Source organism: Deinococcus radiopugnans ATCC 19172 (genome assembly GCF_006335125.1).
In the GTDB taxonomy this organism is placed as follows: Bacteria; Deinococcota; Deinococci; order Deinococcales; family Deinococcaceae; genus Deinococcus; species Deinococcus radiopugnans.
On sequence record NZ_VDMO01000002.1, the window covers coordinates 80,534 to 97,109 of the forward strand.

Sequence of the window (16,576 nt, forward strand, 5' to 3'; positions counted from 1 at the left end):
AGCCTGCCGGAGTGCGGCACGCCGGCGTCCGACTGCCGAGGCCGTGACACTCAGGTCATACGGACTGCCGTTTGTAACGCGACAGAAATCGGGACAGCTCCGATGTCCACACTCTACGTCCGGAGGGATGTTTTTCTCCTGCTCGCTGTCGTCATGGACAGACGCCCATGACTGGGACAGCTCGAAGAGAGGACGCTATTCCTCTGCTAGCGCAGCTCTGCGAGTCTCGCTCGGATTGTCAGGTGTTTTCAACACCTTCCAATCGGAGTCCGTATCACCCGCTGTTGTCCTGTATTTTTCCGTGCGTCGCGCTGGAAGACGTGGGGACGTTTCCCCGCTTTCAGTTGCCCAGATCAATCGTCACGGGCTGCGTGCGCGGAACCTTGAGGTCCAGGGTGGCGGGGCGGTACCCCTGGGCCACCACCTTGAGGCGGTAGGGGCCCTCCACCGGGAACTGGATCTGGCCGGGCACGGCGCCCAGGTTCTGACCGGCGTTCAGGTTTGCGCCGTCGGGGGCCGAGACCACGCTGAGCTGGGCCGTGACCCCGGCGGCGCCGCGCACGGTGAAGGTGACGGCCCGGCTGGAGACGCTGCGGCCTGCGCTGACCGGATCGGCGCCGGCGGCACTGGGCGTGCGGGCCCCCAGCGCCCACACCAGCGCCAGGACCAGCAGCACGACTAGGGCCAGCGCCAGCGGCACCCAGCGCATGAGCGGCGGGGTGGGACGCGTCTCGGGCGCTGTGCGCACCACCCGCCAGGAATCGTCCTCGTCCCAGCCGATGCGAATGGGCGTGAGGTTGCGCGCCGAGGCACGGGCCGGAGCAGACTCGCCGCCGGGGAGCCGCTGCACCGCGTCCTGCGGCGGGCCGGACGGACGGCGCAACGAGGCGGGCAGGCGCTCGATCTGACGGCTCTGAACGTCCGCTCCTGCGCGGGCCTCGCCCGCTGGCTGGGTGGGCACGAAGCCCATCTGGAACGGTTCGGGCACCGGCACCCCCAGCGCCGCCTGTTCCGCCGCGCTGGCGGCGTGGCGCGCCTCCTCTTCCTGCTGGGCCTTCAGCCGGGCGGCCTTGCGCTGGGCGGCGGCCTGACTGTCCAGCATGGCCTGCTCGCGCCGCTCGTCGTTCTGGCGCTTGCGGCGCTCCTGCGGCGTCTCGGGCTGGCCCGTGGGGGCATTGGAAAAGGGCGACACCAGAGGCGCCGGAGCCGGGGCGTCACGGCCCAGTTGCCCGGTGGCCTCCCCTTGCCCAGCCGCCTTTTGCTCGGCCTTGCCTGCCAGTTGCTCTGGCCCACCCGCCCCGGACGGCGCGGCCACACCCGATGTGGAAGAGGCCGCCGCCTGCCCCTCGTCCGCTTCCTGCGCCTGGGACCGGGCCACCACCCGGACCGCCGGGGTCCGGGACAGGCCAACGGCCTCTGCTGTGCGTGTCGGGTCAGCGCCACGCGTTCCCGGTTCTGGAAGTGGCGCCGCCGCTGCCGGGGGGAGGGACCCACCGGACCCCGCCACAACACCCTGCGGGCCATCCGGGGCCGCGTCGGCCAGCCGCGCCAGCGCCGCACGCGCACTCAGGGTGCCGGGCTGGTCACGCAGCGGGGCCAGGGCCTCGGGCAGCGCGCCCATGGCCTGCAGGGTCAGGGCCAGATCGCTCAGGTCCGCCTGGGGCGTGGCGTCCTCGCGCCAGGGCAGGCCCGCTCCGGCCAGCGCCACGCCGCCGTCGTGGTTCCAGAGCTGCGACTGGCTCACGCCGCCGTGGGCCAGGCCCTGCCCATGCAGCGTGTCCAGCGCGGCCAGTGCGCCGCGTGCGGCCAGCAACGGATCGAGGGCGGGATGGGCCTGCAGCGGCAGTTCGGTCACCAGGTATGCCTGCTCGCCGTCTACCCCGCTGTCCACCACCGGCAGCAGGTGCGGCGAAGCCGGCACTTCGGGGAGGCTCTGGGCCTGGGGCAGCACATGCAGCAGCACCGGAATGCCGGTCAGCCGGTCGGTGGCCCGCAGCGTCTGGATCATGCTGTCCGCCGCCGCCACACCACTCGCCGGGGGAGGCAGGGCCTGAACTGCCACGTAGGGGCCAATGGGCTTCACACGGCCCAGTATAGACGGCCTGCCCAGCAGGACGGCAGAGGGAATGCCGGCAAAAAGCAGGGCCAGTGGGAGGGCGGAGCCGAGGGCGTGTGCCGGCTCCTCTTGCCCGTCTCCACCCATCTCCCCCGCCCCAGATGCGGCGCCCCCAGAACCATCCCACGGCACGCCCACTGTGAGCGTGTGGCTTGTCCCTCAGCCCGGCTTTGCGCTACTAATGGCCGTATGCATGACGCCTTGATGGCTGCCCTGAGCACCGTGAACGACCCGGAACTGCACCGCGATCTGGTGTCCCTGGGCATGATCGAGCGGGCCGAGGTGACCGGCGGCGTGGCCCAGATCAAGGTCAACCTGACCACCCCGGCCTGCCCGCTCAAGGGCCAGATCGAGCGCGAGGTCCGCGAGGCGGCGCTGACCGTGCCCGGCGTGAGCGAGGCGGTGGTGACCTTCGGCGCCACCGTGCGGATGGCCGCGCAACCGGCGCTGCCGGGGGTCAAGCACGTGCTGCTGGTGGGCAGCGGCAAGGGCGGCGTGGGCAAGAGCAGCGTGGCGGTGAACCTGGCCGCCTCGCTGGCGGCGGACGGCGCGCGGGTGGGCCTGCTGGACGCCGACGTGTACGGTCCCAGCGTGGCGCACATGCTGGGGCAGGGGGCGGCCCGCGTGACCGCCAACGCCGAGCGCAAGATGCAGCCCATCGAGGCTTTTGGGATGAAGTTCATCAGCATGGCCAACCTCTCCCCCGCCGGGCAGGCGCTGGTGTGGCGCGGGCCGATGCTGCATTCGGCGGTGCAGCAGTTCGTCAAGGACGCGGCCTGGGGTGAACTCGATTACCTGATCGTGGACCTGCCGCCGGGCACCGGGGACGTGCAGCTGTCGCTGACCCAGACCGTGCAGGTCACCGGGGCCGTGATCGTCACCACCCCGCAGGACGTGGCGTTAATCGACGCGGCGCGGGCCATCGATATGTTCCGCAAGGCCAGCGTGCCGGTGCTGGGCGTGGTGGAGAACATGAGTTACTTTGTCGCGCCGGACACTGGCAACGTCTATGACCTGTTCGGGCGCGGGGGCAGCCGCAAGCTGGGCGAGGGGTACCCGCTGCTGGGCGAGGTGCCGATCGACATGGAAGTGCGTCAGGACGGCGACGCCGGAATCCCCGCCGTGCTGGCGCATCCGGACACCCCCGCCGCACGGGCGCTGATCGGGGTGGCCCGCAATCTGGCCGGACAGGTCAGCGTGCTGGCGGTGAACAAGGAACTCGCGCAGTCGCTGGCCGATCTGCCGGACCAGCTGACCGTCGTATGAGCGGCGGCGCGGCCCACATGGCGGCCCCGGAACCACCGCCGCCTGCCCCGCCCGAACGCACCAAGGTGCGGCTGCTGGAACTGGTCAAACGCCACGGACCGCAGACCGCGCAGGATCTGGCCGCGCGGCTGGAGGTCAGCATTCCGGCGGCCCGCCGTCACCTGGGGGACCTGCAGGACCAGGGCCTGCTGCAGTCGCGCACCGAGCGGCCCGGCGGGCGCGGCCGGCCCCAGCACGTCTTCAGCCTGACCGAGCGCGGCGAGGCGGCCTTTCCGCGCACCTATTCCGGCCTGTGCGTGGACGTGCTGCGCCACGTCGAGGGCCTGTTCGGCGAGGGCGCGGTCCTGAAGGTGCTGGACGCCCGCAACGCCGAGATCGCGGCGCGGCTGGAGACTGAACTGCCCACCCATCTGCCGCTGGAAGACCGCATTCAGCGGCTCGCGGCGCTGCTGACCGACATGGGCTTCGACACCGTGCTGGAGCAGGACGGTCCGGACTGGTGCCTGACCCAGCGCAACTGCCCCAACCTGACGGTGGCCCGGCAGTACGGCCAGCTGTGCGACTCCGAGCTGCAGCTGTACGCCGGCCTGCTGGGCACGCCCGTGGTCCGCGAGACCCGCATCGCCTGTGGGCAGAGCGCGTGCCGCTACCGGATCGTCGGCTGACGCGGGCCGGCCAGGCTGACCGGAGCAGGGCTGACGGGAACATGAGCGAGTACAGTAGGCCCAGGACTGTGCCATGACCCACTCCCTGCCTCCCCTTCCTGAGCCGGCCCGGCCGCTGTTCAGCCTGGTGGCGTGGCCGCCGCAGGTGCTGGACACCTGGATGCGCCGCACCCAGGCGGCGCTGAACGTGAGCGGCTTCGGCCTGCCCCACCTGAACCTACGCGCCCCGTTTCAGACCAGCCTGGAGGGCAGTGAACTGGTGGCGGCCTTCCGCGAGGGCCTGCGCGGCGAGCCGGCGCTGGAGGTCCGGGTGCGCGGCTGGAAACGCCTGAGCGGCGTGATCTTCTTGGAATTCGAGCTGGACGCGGCGCTGGCCAATTTGCATGCCCGCGTGCTGAGCATCGGGCCATCCAGCCGAGCCCCGTACGACGGCGCCGACTACCGCCCGCACCTGACGCTGGCGCTGGGCATCCTGCCGTGGGCCGAGGACCTGCTGTGGGAACAGGTGCAGGCCCTGACGCCCCCGCTGGACCGCTTCACCGTGCAGGCCCTGAGCCTGACCCGTGAGGAGCGGGGCGAGGTGCAGGAACTGCACACCTTCCCGCTGATCCTGCCCCCGGAAGAAGAGGCGCCGAGAAACGACGCCGGGGCCGCCCCGAGCTAGGCGGCCTGCAGAGGCCCACCCGCCTTGCACCGTTTCCCCGCCTCTGCTAACCTGTACACGCCCGCGAGCCGGTGCCGCATTTTGCGGTGATGGCCGATCCGCAGTGGGCGAGGGTCCTTAGCTCAGTTGGTAGAGCATCGGTCTCCAAAACCGAGGGTCGTAGGTTCAAGTCCTGCAGGGCCCGCCAAAGAAAAATCCCGCATGATGCGGGGTTTTTTGTTGTCTCAGATCACCCCACGGGTCTTCCATACCCCACACAAGGGCAGCGGCAGTGGAGCGGTGACTTCAGCGCCGCCGGAACATCCACCGGCCCTTTGTGCTGGTGCTCCCGCGGCCGGAGGGTATGCTGAAGCCGTACCGCGTAGATCCCTTCGCGTTCACGTCTCAGGGACGGAGCGCCCACCAGTGTCACTCCTTGGGATTGGCGGCACAGGGGAAAATATGGTCACACGCAGGAGATGGGGAGTGGTCGGCGGACTTGCCCTGGGGCTCACAGGTCTGGCCCTGGCGGCGGGCAGTTACAGCATCATCGTCAATGGGCAGGTCGCCACCAAACCCGCGGTCGTCATGAACGGCGAGACATACGTGCCGCTCTCGGCGCTGAAAGGGCTGGGCATCACGGGCAGCGTCAAGGGCAATACCCTGACCCTGACCCAGAAGAGCGCCGCTTCGGCAGCCCCCACAGCGGCCGGCGGGGCCAACCAGATCACGGCGCTTGAGGGCTGTATCAACCAGACGCTGTTCAACGGCATCTGGCGCGTCAAGGTCGTGTCGCTCAGCCCGATTCACACTGCGGATCCCGGGGGTCCAGACACGCCCGGCTGGGCGGTCAAGCTTGAGGTCCGAAACGGCACCCAGAAGACCACCTCCCTGATGAGCACCGGCTTCGGGGCAAGCAGCGGCGGAAGCCAGCCGGCCCTGGTCCTGACGGACGGCAGCACCCTGGCCCTGAACGACTCTGATTTCCTGAAGCCCTGGAGTCAGGACGTGCTGCAGGGCGGGGTCAACACGTTTACCCTGCGTTTTTCCTACCCCACGGGAACGACCGAGGCACAGGCGCAGGCCCTGAAGCCCAGCAAGTTCATCCTGCAGATCAACAGTGACCTTCCCCCTTATCTAGGGGTGAAGTACAGCGTGCCAGACCCCAGCCTGCGCGTTCAGCTGACCTGCAAGAAGTGAGGGTGAGGGCACGGGAGATCAGCCCGTACCGGGATGGGAAACCGCGTCCAGCAGGGGAACCGCCAGCGCCCACCACGTGCTGCCCATGAGGGGTTCAGCTGATGGCCGACCCGGCGGAGACCGGCAGGCGCAGCGCCGCCGTGAAGCCCTCGCCCGGCGCGCTGTGCAGGGTCAGCGTGCCGCCGTGCAGTTCGGCGGCGCGGCGGACCAGCGCCAGTCCCAGCCCGTGGCCCTCGCCGCTGCGGCTGGCGTCGGGGCGGTAGAAGGCCTCGCCGAGCCGGGCCAGCACCTCGGCGTCCACGCCGGGACCGTCGTCGTGGACGGTGGCGGTGGCCCACCCGTCTGCCCGGCCCAGCGTGACCGTCACGGTGGCGCCGGGAGCGTGGCGCACCGCGTTCATGGTCAGGTTCCAGATCGCCTGTCCCAGCAGCACCCGGTCCCCCAACACGGTCAGTGGCTCTGGGGCGATCAGGTCCACGTCCGCCTCGGGGGCCAGTTCGCGGGCGCGGTCCACGGCGTCGGCGGCCAGCTCGCGCAGCGACACCGGCGCGCGGGCCAGCTGTGAGGCGTCACGGGCCAGCAGCAGCAGGTGGTTGGTCAGCGTGGACAGGCGGGTGAGGTCCGTGCCGATCTCCTGCAGGTCCGTGCGGTAGCGGGCCGGGTCACGGTCACGGGCCAGACTGCCCTCCACCCGGGCGGTCAGGGCGGCCAGCGGACTACGCAGATCGTGCGCGGCGGCCCGCATAAACGCCTGCTCGCGGTCACGGGCGTCGGCCAGCCGGGCAAAGGTGCCCTGTAGCGTCAGCGCCAGCCGGGACAGCTCGTCGTCCTCTCCCGCGCCGGGCAGGGGGCGGCGCAGCTGCGCGCCCTCGCCCACCTCGCGCGCCGCATTTTCCAGGGTCCGCACCGGGCGCAGCAGCCGGCCCGCCACAAAAAAGCCCACCCCCAGCGCCAGCAGCAGCGCCAGCGGCAGCAGCCACGCCAGCGCCCGCGTGAACGCCTCCCGCGCCTCGCCCAGCGCCCGCGCGTCCGAGATCACGGTCAGGCGCAGGTCCGAGCCACGCAGGTCCTGAACGGTCAGCAGTTGATCGCCGCTGACGCCCACGCCCAGGGGCAGGTCCAGCGGCACGCCCCTCGGAAAGCGCGTGGTGTGGACTTCAGAGAGCGGGCCGCCGCCCGGAAGCTCAAGCCGGACCTCCACCGTGCGGTTCTGGCCCCGGGTGTCGATCAGCGTTTCCAGGGTTTCTTGCGTGATGCCCACCTTGGTCAGGCCAAAAGGCCAGTTGCGGTCGCTGGCCCGTTGCAGCGCGGCGTCCAACTGCACCGCGATCACCGCGCTGGTGGTCAGCAGCCGCTCGACCTGGGCCTGGCGCAGAAAACTGTTGACGGCGAAGAACAGGCCCGTCGCCACCAGCAACACGGCCAGCCCGGTGGCCAGCGCTGAGAACAGCGCCAGCCGCAGCCGCAGGGTCAGGCGCATCACGGATGCGGGGCGATGACCTGTCCCCACACCCGGCGGCTCACCGCCCGCCGCCCAGCGGCCCATAGCCCAGCCGTCACCGCTCCACCCGGTACCCACGCCCGCGCTCACTGGTGATGGCCTCGGGGGCCAGCTTGCGGCGCACGTAGCGCACGTACACGTCCACAATGCGGGCCTCGCCGCCAAACTCCGGCCCCCACACGCGGTCCAGCAGCTCTTCACGGGTGAACCAGCGCTCGGGGGTCAGCGCCAGGGCCTCCAGCAGCGAGTATTCGCGGCCCGTGACCGCCACCTCCGCGCCGTCCCAGACCACCGTGCGGGCCACCGTGTCCAGCCCGCCGCGCCCGTCCGCGAACGAGACCTGCGGCGCGGTCTGCCCCCGCTCGCGGCGTGACAGCGCCCGCAGCGTCGCCAGCAGCTCCGGCACGGCGAACGGCTTGACCAGATACGCGTCGCCGCCCAGGTCCAGCCCCTGCACCCGGTCGCCCAGATCGCCACGCGCGGTGAGGAACAGGATGGCCGCTTCGACGCCGCCAGCGCGCAGTTCCCTCGCGATTTCAAAGCCGTCCAGACCGGGCAGCATCACATCCAGCACGATTAGAGGAAAGTCGCCCAGCAGCGCGGCCTCCAGCCCCTCGGGTCCAGTCTGCGCCCAGGTCACGGCGTAGCCCGCCTCGCGCAGCGCGTCCACCGTCGGCTCGGCGATGCGCGGATCGTCCTCCACCAGCAGTAAGCGCATATGGGCGCCAGTGTAGCGGGCCGGGTTAACGCGGGGTTAGGCGACAACGAAAAACCCGCCTGCACGGAGCGGGCGGGCCTTGAGCGGAGGGGGATTCAGCGGAAGAAGGAGAAGGAAGGCAGCCTGGACTTCTGCAGGCTGAGCGGTTGAGCGCTGCTGCCCCCAAGCAGATACCATTTGGCATCGCCCAGAGTTCCTGCTCTTGTCGTGGTGGTGGTGGTCATGACAGTGCCGACAGTCTCCGTCTTAACTGAGCCGACCAAGGAGTTCCATCCTTTATGCAGCTGGACATCGTTGTCGTTGACAGAGACGCGAGTGAGGTTGTCTGTTCCAGTAAAGGTACAGCGCAGTGTGCCGCTCACTTTCAGATCCCTGTCGACATAGACGAGCCCCGAAGTCTTGGTGATGTTACCAGTGGTATCGATGACCAGCTGGCGCGCCAGGCCTGCCCGCAGATCCGTTTTAACCGAGATGAACAGATCAATGCCCTGTGTTGCGGGATCACTGAATTTGATTTCGCCTGTGCAGTCCGGCTGTGTCTGAGAGCCTGCCGAAATAGGGGTGAGCGTGTCCGCTGGGGGTGCTGGAAGAGTGGCGAAAGAGAATTTTCCGTCGGCACTCAATGGCGTGGATGTCAGCATCAGAGCCAGATCGGACATATCGGGCAGCACCACCGTCTTGACCGTCCCGGCACCCCCAGTCCAGGCACTGCTCTTGAAGACCAGATTGTTATTGTTTTCGGAATCCGGGACCAGTTCGCCCTCCGCCATTGTCCCACTCAGGGCATTGACGACAGGCGGCTTTTCGGGGTTACAGGCGGCCAGCAGAAGGGCAGGCACCAGCAGCAGGGCAAGGGGGGGTTTCATACGGCGCGAAATTAGCATGAATATTTGATGCCGAGGTGCAGATTTGCGGGCTCTGAAAACTGGCCGTCAACACAGGCTCCCGTCTACCCGCTCAGGCCCCGCCACAGCGCCCAGACCAGCAAGACCATGCCCAGAATCAAACTGACCCCCAACGCGGGCAACAGCCACGGCAAACGCCTTTGCAGCGCGGCGCTGCGGGCGCGGGCACTCAATAGCACCGGAGCGGGCAACGAACGGGCCGCCACCGCCAGAATGGCCGGAACCACCAGCAAGTCGTCGCCCAGGCCCAGCACCGGAATCGCATCGGGAATCAGGTCAACCGGGCTCAGGGCATAGGCCAGCGCCAGCACCGCCCCCAGCCGCGCCGTCATGGGCGTGCGGGCGTCCCACACCGCGAACAGCAGGGCCAGCGCGTCGCGCCAGATGGGTTTGAGGCGGGTGATCACAGCCCCAGTACGCGGCGGGGCGAAATGAAGTTCCCCCCTCTGGCCGAACGCGGCCCTCCTTTGCTATGCTGTGTCTTCGCAGCGGCCCCAAAACAGGCCGCGCCGGAGGACAGAGAAAACGCGGCTCATTACTGAGTCCAGGTGTACCGCGAGGACACCTCCACAGACACGGGAACACGCACACCACACCTCTTTTTGCCCTGCCTGCCGGGGCGTGTGACCTGTGCATCCCCGTTGTCTGGAAGGGTTTTCTTCCACACGGCAACGGGGCGGTCCCGTTTGTGTTACAGTTCCAAGTTGGTGTGCTGCGCCTCACGGGCGCGGCAGCAAGAGAGGCCACGTCCGGCAGCGTTCCGGCGGCGGCAGCACAAGGAAGGTAGACGATGTTTGCAATTATTCAGACCGGCGGCAAGCAGTACCGCGTGCAGGAAGGCGACGTGATCCGCGTGGAGAGCCTGGCAGGCGAGGCCGGCGACACGCTGGACCTGACCCCCATCTTCGTGGGCGGCGAGAACGCGCTGTTCGGCGACGCCGTGAGCAACTACGTGGTGAACGCCGAAGTGGTGGAACACGGCCGTGGCCCCAAGATCTACATCCGCAAGTACAAGAGCGGCATCCAGTACCGCCGCCGCACCGGCCACCGCCAGGATTTCACGGCGATTAAGATCACCGGGATCAAGGGTTAAGGGGAGGTAGAACGACATGGCACATAAGAAAGGCGTAGGTTCGTCCAAGAACGGACGCGACAGCCAGCCCAAGTACCTGGGCGTCAAGAAGTTCGGCGGCGAAGTCGTCAAGGCCGGCAACATCCTGGTCCGCCAGCGCGGCACCAAGTTCAAGGCGGGTCCCGGCGTGGGCATGGGCCGTGACCACACCCTGTTCGCGCTGGAGCACGGCCGCGTCGTGTTCACCAACCGGGGCAACACGGGCCGCTTCATCAGCATCGAAGCCGTGAACGCTGCCCCCACCGAAATCGCTGCCGACTGATTGACGGCGCACCCCATGAGGGCCGGAGACCTGCGGGTGTCCGGCCCCTTGTGTTGCCTGAAGGATATCCGGTTTGACCCGCTGCCCCCCGCCTCTTAGACTGCCCTCTCCTGTGAGCCGCCCCGATCCCCTGCCCCGCCGCGCCCTGAGCGCCCGGCTGACGCCCGCTCAACTGCTGGCGCTGGTGTACGCCGCAGGCATCCTGATCGGTACCGGACTGCTGCACCTGCCGGGGGTTCAGCGGGCCGGGGCGCAGGCGCTGACCAGCATCGACCTGCTGTTCACGGCCACCAGCGCCATCTGTATCACCGGTCTGGTGGTGGCCGACACCGGCGAGGCCTTTACGCGGCTGGGGCAGGTCATCATCATCATTCTGGTGCAGATCGGCGGGCTGGGCATCCTGACCTTCGGGACCCTGTTCGCCTTCCTGACGGGTCGGCGGTTGAACTTCAGCGAGCGGCAGGGGCTGGTGGCCCAGCTGAACGCGCTGAGCGTGGGCGGCGTGCTGCCGCTGCTGCGGGCCATCCTGACGTACACGCTGGTCACCGAACTGGTGGGGGCGGTGCTGCTGTCCTTTCGCTTCGTGCCGCAGTACGGGCTGGGCGAGGGACTGTACCAGGCGGTCTTTCACGCGGTCAGCGCGTACAACAATGGCGGCTTCGTGGTGCTGGCCGGCGGCATGGCCCCCTACGCACAGGACCCGCTGGTCAGCCTGACCCTGGCCGTTCTGGTGATTCTGGGCGGGCTGGGTTTCCTGGTGCAGCTCAACTACGTCTCGCACCTGTTCAGCCCGCGCAAGAACCGCCTGCTGGTCTACAGTCGCCTGACCGTGTTGACCACCGCCATTCTGCTGGCCCTGGGCACGCTGGTCATTCTCCTGGTGGAGTGGCAGAACACCAAGACGCTCGGGGCGCTGTCCACACCGGGCAAGTTCCTGGCCGCCTTCTTTCAGAGTGTGACACCGCGCTCGGCCGGATTCTCCACCGTCAACATCGAGGCCATGAACACCGCCACCATCTTCACCATGATCGGGCTGATGTTTATCGGGGCCAACAGCGGCTCCACCGGGGGCGGCATCAAGACCAGCACCTTTGCCATTCTGGTGGGCAGCGCATGGAACATGGTGCGTGGGCGCGGCGAGCTGATCGTCTTTCAGCGGCGGGTGCTGAACGAGAACGTGGTGCGGGCCGGAAGCATTACGACGTTGTACACGCTGCTGGTCGCCACCGCCTTTTTTGCCCTGCTGGCCACCAATCCCAAACTGGGATTCACGCACCTGCTGTTCGAGACGGTCAGCGCCGCCGCCACCGTGGGCCTGAGCATGAACACCACCCACCTGCTCAACGATCCGGGCCTGTTGATCCTGACCGCGCTGATGTACCTGGGCCGCATCGGGCCGCTGACCTTCGCGGTGGCCTTCAGCCTGCGCAGCACCCAGAAGCGCAACATCAAGTACCCGCCGGAGCGGGATATTCTGGTGGGGTGAGTGGCCTCTGCGAGGCCGTCTAAGGGTCAAGGGGCTAAAGGTCCAAGGACGGGAGCCAGCATCTTTTCGCTTTGACCCTTAGACTCTCAGACCCTTAGACCTCTCTACCGCACCATCAAATCCCCACGACCCAAAGGAAACCCCCCACCCCATGAAGACCAAACAATGCCTCGTGATCGGCCTGGGCCGTTTCGGCACCGCCGTTGCCACCACCCTCTACGAGATGGGCCATGAAGTTGTGGCGGTGGATCACAACGAGGAGAACGTGGAACGGGTGATGAACCTGGTGACGCACGCGGCCATCGTGGACGCCAGTGACGAGCGGGCGCTGCGCTCGATTGGCGTGGGCGACTTCGACGTGGTGGTGGTGGCCATCGGCACCGACGTGCAGGCCAATATCCTGGCCACCATGAACGCCAAGAGCCTGGGAGCGCCCTACGTGGTGACCAAGGCGGTGGACGAGATGGCCCGGCGCGTGCTGGAGCGTATCGGGGCCGATCTGGTGATCCGGCCCGAACACGACATGGGCGTGCGGCTGGCCCGCCAGATCGCCACACCCAACATCGTGGACACGCTGGATCTGGGCGGCGACTACGCCATCGTGGAAATCGAGGCCAACGAGCGCCTCAAAGGCAGCCTGCGCGATCTGAACCTGACCGGGCGCTTCGGCGTGCAGATCATCGCGGTCAGCCGCTCGGGCAAGATCGAGGTCACCCCTCGCGCCGAGGATGAGCTGCGCCCCCACGACAAACTGGTGTTGATCGGCACCAGCCACAACATCGACGAGTTGCGGCGGTATCTGGGAGAGTAAAGCCTGAACCCTCACTGGCTTCCGTAGCGCCGCGCGATTACCACCCGGCGCACGAGGCGGTCGGCCAGCCCAGGCAACAGCCCGTTCAGCAGCGCCACCGCGCGGTAGATGCCCGGCACGGTCACTTCCCGGCGCGGGCGTTCCAGCACCCCGGCCACGGCGCGGGCTACCACTTCCGGCCCCGGCATGGGCAGGCGGGCGCGGGCCGTCATCTCGCTCTTCACGAAGCCGGGAGAAACGAGGCTGACGTCCACGCCGCTGCCCAGCAGCTCGCGCCGCAACCCCAGGGAGAAGCCGCGAATACCGAATTTGCTGGCGCTGTACATGCCGTTGGTGGCCGCTCGCCCCGCCACCGAGCCGATGTTGACGATGTGGCCGCTGCCGCGCGAGCGCATCTGGGGCAGCACCAGCCGCACCAGTTCGATGGGCGCTTCCAGGTTGACGCGAATCACCCGCAGCGGATCGGAATCGTCCCACCACCAGCCGCGCTCCACCGTGACCCCGGCGTTGTTGATCAGCACGTCGATGCGCCCGAACTGCGCGTGGGCGGCCTCAATCAGGGCGCGGCGCGAGGCAGCGTCGGTCACGTCGGTGGGCACGGCGATCACGCGCGAGCCGCTGGGATCGAGTTCGCGGGCCAGGGCAGTGAGTTGATCCTCGCGGCGCGCGGCCAGCACCAGCGCGTGCCCGCGCCCTGCCAGTTCACGCGCCGTCGCCAGCCCAATACCGCTGGACGCGCCGGTCAGCACCACCACACGGCGGCCAGACGATGTTTTTGAAGTCATGACGTGGATGCTAGCGCCCAGGGCGAACCTCGGCTCCTCAGCCGGGCATCAGGCGCAAGCGGCAGACTGACGGGGTGAAACTGTCCGCCTCCACCCTGCCCCTGCTGTGCGCTGCCCTGCTGAGTGTGGGGGGGCAGGCCGCCACGCTGGGCACCATTCCCGCACTGCCGCCGGGGCAGACCGCCCCCGTGCCTCAACCCCCCAGGCCTCAGTCGCCAGCGACACAGCCCCCACCCGAGATCGCGCCGTCCGCGCCCACCCGGCCCCAACCCGCGCCGCCCCTGGTGCCGCTGCCCGTCACGCCTCCCGCTCCGCCCGCCGCGTACCAGCCGGGCGATCCGCTGTACCCCCGCCAGTGGGACATGACCACCATCGGCATGCCGCAGGCCTGGACGCTGTTGCCCGAAACGGTGCGAAAGGTCAGCACCTCCAAGACGCCCTCTATCACCGTGGCCGTGCTGGACACCGGATTTGTCAACTCGCCGGAACTGGCCGGACGGGTGGTGAACGGCTACGACTTCGTGCGTGACCCCGCGCGGGCCGGGGACGGCAATGGGCGGGACGCAGACGCCAGCGGGGTGGGCCAGTTCGCCTACCACGGCGAGGTGGTCGCCAACATCATCGCCGCCGCCCACGACGGCCGGGGCATGGCCGGGATCAATCCCTCGGCGCGCATCGTCCACGTGCGGGTGGCGGGGGTGGACGGCCTGATCGATCCGCAGGATCTGGCTGATGGCCTGCGCTGGGCGGCGGGAATCGCGGTGCCAGGCGTCTCGGCCAATCCCAACCCGGCGAAAGTGCTGAACCTGAGCCTGTTCGCGGACTTCATCCCGCTGACTGGCTGCGACGCCCGCATTCAGAACGCGGTCAATGCCGTGACCGCTGCTGGCGCGCTGGTGGTGGTGGGGGCCGCCAACGACGGCGCGGACGCGGCTGGTTACTCGCCCGCAGGGTGCCGGAACGTGCTGACCGTGACCAGCGCCACGCAGGTGGGCACGCGCCCCGCCTACGCCAACTGGGGGCGCAGCGTGGCCCTGGCCGCGCCGGGGGGCGAGACCGGCCACGGCATTCCGGTCAGCAGCCTGAGCGGGCCGGGGGGCGTGCGGACGCCGGACGGCACCAGCATGGCCGCCCCACACGTCAGCGGCGGCGCCAGCCTGCTCCTGAGCGCCCGCCCCCGCCTGACGCCCGCGCAACTGCGGGGCCTGCTGACCCGCACCGCCACCCCGTTTCCCGGCGGGCACTGCGATCCCGAGCCGGCCCGCAGCTGCGGCAGCGGCACCCTGAATGCCGGGGCCGCCGTGCGCGCGGCGCTGGCCTCCAGCCTGGGAAAATGAAGCTGGGGTGACCCGGCAAGCCGCCCAACTGTTCGTCCGCCAACCCATGTCCCGCGTCCTGGCCGCTAGGATGGGCGCATGAGGTTTCAAGCATGAACGCTCCTGCATGGCGCATCTGGCTGGTCACGGCGCTGGTGTGCGGTTGGGGCATCCTGACCATCCGGTTCGCGACCACGAACAACTGGCCGCTGGCGATTGTCAGTCTGGTGCTGGCCGTGTTCAACGCCTACACGCTGTACCAGTTGACCCGCAAGGGCAGATAGCTAGCGCAAAGTCAGGCGACTCCGACGCTGGCCCCGCTGACGCACTGCCCGTTTCAACTCGTTCACGCGCAGCACGACGCGAGGTGACGTCCAGACCTGCGACGCTTTCTGAAAGGCCCAGCCCTCCCCCAGCGTGACGGCGGCGTGCTGGGCCAGCCCATCGGCGCTGCGCCACAGCAGCACCGTGCCGGGCTGGGTATCGTCGCCACCGGAACGGGTGCGCTCCTGCAAGAATGCCCCGAACGGCTCGCGCCCCATCCATTCGTTCTCGGCCCCAGGCACGCCCGCCGCGCCCATCACCGCGCCGAAGCAGTTCGCGCCGCTGTGGCGAGCGAAGGTTCCAGCCAGTTCACGGACACGGGGCAGGTGAGCGGAGGCCGCCTCCCACACGCTTTCCGGCACCCCGGACTTCTGACAGGGGGTGTCTCCGGCGCTGAGCGTGACGACGCGTTGCAGCACGGCGTCGGTCAGGCGATCAGGCGTCCAGAGAAAGTGGGCTTCCGGCAGGCCGGGCAGCAGATCGGCAAAGTCGCGGCGGCGGGGGATGTTACCGCGTTTGTACCCCACTTGAAGCGCCAGTAACTCGCGCTGACGCTTTGACCCGAGGCCGTGCCAGTCGGCCAATTCGAGCCACGCCACCCGGTCTGCCGCCGCCGAGATGCCCCAGACGGCATGGGTGTCGCGTTCCTCGGGCGTCAGCGTCAGTTCGGCACGCGGGAGGGTTTGAAGATCAAACGCGGCAGCCTCCTCCCCTGTCAGAAAGAGCGGCTGGCGTGCGGGGGCAAGCCAGCCGCGCCACAGCGCCCGCAACTCGGCGGAGACCGGAACGTTCAGGACGCGCACCGTGTCAGCGCGGCAGCGGCAGGCCGAAGCCGTGCGCGCCCACACGGGCGCAGACACGCTCGAAGGCGTGTGGATCGGCCACGAAATCCAGCTCGTCCCCAGGCACGCGCAGCACCGGGCAGGCGTCGAAGTCCGCGATCCAGGCGTCGTACAGGCGGTTCAGGCCCGCCAGATACGCGTCGGGAATGTCCTGCTCGTAGCTGCGGCCCCGCAGGGCGATGCGGCGGCGCAGGGTGGGCAGCCCCGCGTCGATGTGAATCAGCAGGTCCGGCACGCGCAGGGCCGGCAGAATGCCCTCGTACAGCCCGCCGTAGGTGGCCCAGTCGCGCGCCTCCATCTGGCCGCTTTCGAACAGGTTGCGGGCGAAGATGTTGGCGTCCTCGAAGACGGTGCGATCCTGAATGACGTACCGCGCCCCCGTCACCAGATTCAGGTGCTGCTCCAGCCGGCGCGACAGGAAGTAGACCTGCGAGTGGAAGGAATAGCGCCGCATGTCGCGGTAAAAGTCTTCTAGGTACGGGTTGTCGGCATAGGGCTCGTACACTGGGCGCAACCCGTAGCGCTCCGAGAGCATGCGCGTCAGCGTGCTTTTCCCGCTGCCGATGTTGCCCGAGACCGCGAGGTACATCAGCCCTTCCCTAGG

The 16,576-nt window shown here is 68.7% G+C and carries 18 protein-coding genes and 1 tRNA gene; 11 read left to right on the top strand and 8 right to left on the bottom strand.

Annotated features, from left to right (window positions below; all coding sequences use genetic code 11):
* Positions 1–340: 340 nt before the first annotated feature.
* Positions 341–2,083 carry a hypothetical protein gene (locus FHR04_RS01810; protein WP_139400354.1) on the bottom strand — a complete coding sequence of 581 codons (1,743 nt, stop codon included), beginning with the start codon at positions 2,081–2,083 and terminating at the stop codon, positions 341–343.
* Between the two features lie 222 nt (positions 2,084–2,305).
* On the opposite strand from FHR04_RS01810, the gene FHR04_RS01815 reads away from it, so the two are divergent.
* The 5 genes from FHR04_RS01815 to FHR04_RS01835 all read left to right on the top strand — a co-directional run bounded on the left by FHR04_RS01815 (position 2,306) and on the right by FHR04_RS01835 (position 5,890).
* Positions 2,306–3,382 (top strand): Mrp/NBP35 family ATP-binding protein, encoded by a 1,077-nt coding sequence (locus FHR04_RS01815; protein ID WP_139400356.1) that lies wholly within the window; start codon positions 2,306–2,308, stop codon positions 3,380–3,382.
* The gene (locus FHR04_RS01820) at positions 3,379–4,047 is read left to right on the top strand and encodes a helix-turn-helix transcriptional regulator (protein ID WP_052195500.1); all 669 of its coding nucleotides are present in this window, start codon (positions 3,379–3,381) and stop codon (positions 4,045–4,047) included. Before FHR04_RS01815 ends, FHR04_RS01820 begins: the two co-directional genes overlap by 4 nt.
* Positions 4,048–4,120: 73 nt before the next feature.
* Complete coding sequence (locus FHR04_RS01825) at positions 4,121–4,711, top strand: 2'-5' RNA ligase family protein (RefSeq protein WP_139400357.1); 591 nt, start codon at positions 4,121–4,123, stop codon at positions 4,709–4,711.
* 111 nt (positions 4,712–4,822) lie between these two features.
* Positions 4,823–4,898: transfer RNA gene (locus FHR04_RS01830), tRNA-Trp, on the top strand.
* Between the two features lie 278 nt (positions 4,899–5,176).
* A complete protein-coding gene (locus FHR04_RS01835) occupies positions 5,177–5,890 on the top strand; it encodes a hypothetical protein (protein WP_139400359.1) in 714 nt (237 codons plus the stop codon).
* A 94-nt stretch (positions 5,891–5,984) separates the two neighbouring features.
* Here FHR04_RS01835 and FHR04_RS01840 read toward each other — a convergent pair whose 3' ends face one another.
* From FHR04_RS01840 to FHR04_RS01855, 4 genes are all read right to left on the bottom strand, one after another.
* Positions 5,985–7,370, bottom strand: coding sequence for a sensor histidine kinase (locus tag FHR04_RS01840; protein ID WP_139400683.1), 1,386 nt, complete (start codon positions 7,368–7,370; stop codon positions 5,985–5,987).
* 76 nt (positions 7,371–7,446) lie between these two features.
* A complete protein-coding gene (locus tag FHR04_RS01845) occupies positions 7,447–8,109 on the bottom strand; it encodes a response regulator transcription factor (protein ID WP_139400362.1) in 663 nt (220 codons plus the stop codon).
* A 95-nt stretch (positions 8,110–8,204) separates the two neighbouring features.
* Positions 8,205–8,975 (bottom strand): hypothetical protein, encoded by a 771-nt coding sequence (locus FHR04_RS01850; RefSeq protein WP_139400364.1) that lies wholly within the window; start codon positions 8,973–8,975, stop codon positions 8,205–8,207.
* 83 nt (positions 8,976–9,058) lie between these two features.
* On the bottom strand, positions 9,059–9,421 hold the full coding sequence (locus FHR04_RS01855) for a YkvA family protein (RefSeq protein ID WP_139400367.1): 363 nt from the start codon (positions 9,419–9,421) through the stop codon (positions 9,059–9,061).
* A 383-nt stretch (positions 9,422–9,804) separates the two neighbouring features.
* Between FHR04_RS01855 and rplU the strand changes: the two genes are divergently transcribed.
* The 4 genes from rplU (at position 9,805) to FHR04_RS01875 (ending at position 12,705) form a co-directional block, all read left to right on the top strand.
* Complete coding sequence (rplU, locus tag FHR04_RS01860; RefSeq protein ID WP_039685225.1) at positions 9,805–10,107, top strand: 50S ribosomal protein L21; 303 nt, start codon at positions 9,805–9,807, stop codon at positions 10,105–10,107.
* A gap of 16 nt (positions 10,108–10,123) precedes the next feature.
* On the top strand, positions 10,124–10,408 hold the full coding sequence (gene rpmA, locus FHR04_RS01865; protein ID WP_039685227.1) for a 50S ribosomal protein L27: 285 nt from the start codon (positions 10,124–10,126) through the stop codon (positions 10,406–10,408).
* 112 nt (positions 10,409–10,520) lie between these two features.
* The gene (locus FHR04_RS01870; protein WP_139400369.1) at positions 10,521–11,894 is read left to right on the top strand and encodes a TrkH family potassium uptake protein; all 1,374 of its coding nucleotides are present in this window, start codon (positions 10,521–10,523) and stop codon (positions 11,892–11,894) included.
* A gap of 151 nt (positions 11,895–12,045) precedes the next feature.
* Positions 12,046–12,705, top strand: coding sequence for a potassium channel family protein (locus FHR04_RS01875; RefSeq protein ID WP_039685229.1), 660 nt, complete (start codon positions 12,046–12,048; stop codon positions 12,703–12,705).
* An 11-nt stretch (positions 12,706–12,716) separates the two neighbouring features.
* Here FHR04_RS01875 and FHR04_RS01880 read toward each other — a convergent pair whose 3' ends face one another.
* Entirely contained in the window at positions 12,717–13,490 is a 774-nt protein-coding gene (locus FHR04_RS01880) for an SDR family NAD(P)-dependent oxidoreductase (RefSeq protein ID WP_139400371.1), read from the bottom strand.
* A gap of 80 nt (positions 13,491–13,570) precedes the next feature.
* Between FHR04_RS01880 and FHR04_RS01885 the strand changes: the two genes are divergently transcribed.
* Both FHR04_RS01885 and FHR04_RS20840 read left to right on the top strand, forming a co-directional pair.
* Positions 13,571–14,827, top strand: coding sequence for a S8 family serine peptidase (locus tag FHR04_RS01885; RefSeq protein WP_260170076.1), 1,257 nt, complete (start codon positions 13,571–13,573; stop codon positions 14,825–14,827).
* 92 nt (positions 14,828–14,919) lie between these two features.
* A complete protein-coding gene (locus FHR04_RS20840) occupies positions 14,920–15,090 on the top strand; it encodes a hypothetical protein (protein ID WP_169745420.1) in 171 nt (56 codons plus the stop codon).
* Here the strand turns inward: FHR04_RS20840 and FHR04_RS01890 are convergent, their stop codons facing one another.
* Entirely contained in the window at positions 15,091–15,990 is a 900-nt protein-coding gene (locus FHR04_RS01890; protein ID WP_249038921.1) for a hypothetical protein, read from the bottom strand. It abuts the gene before it with no gap.
* The gene (locus FHR04_RS01895; protein WP_139400375.1) at positions 15,938–16,561 is read right to left on the bottom strand and encodes a deoxynucleoside kinase; all 624 of its coding nucleotides are present in this window, start codon (positions 16,559–16,561) and stop codon (positions 15,938–15,940) included. The genes FHR04_RS01890 and FHR04_RS01895 overlap by 53 nt, the downstream gene beginning before the upstream one ends.
* Positions 16,562–16,576: the final 15 nt, after the last annotated feature.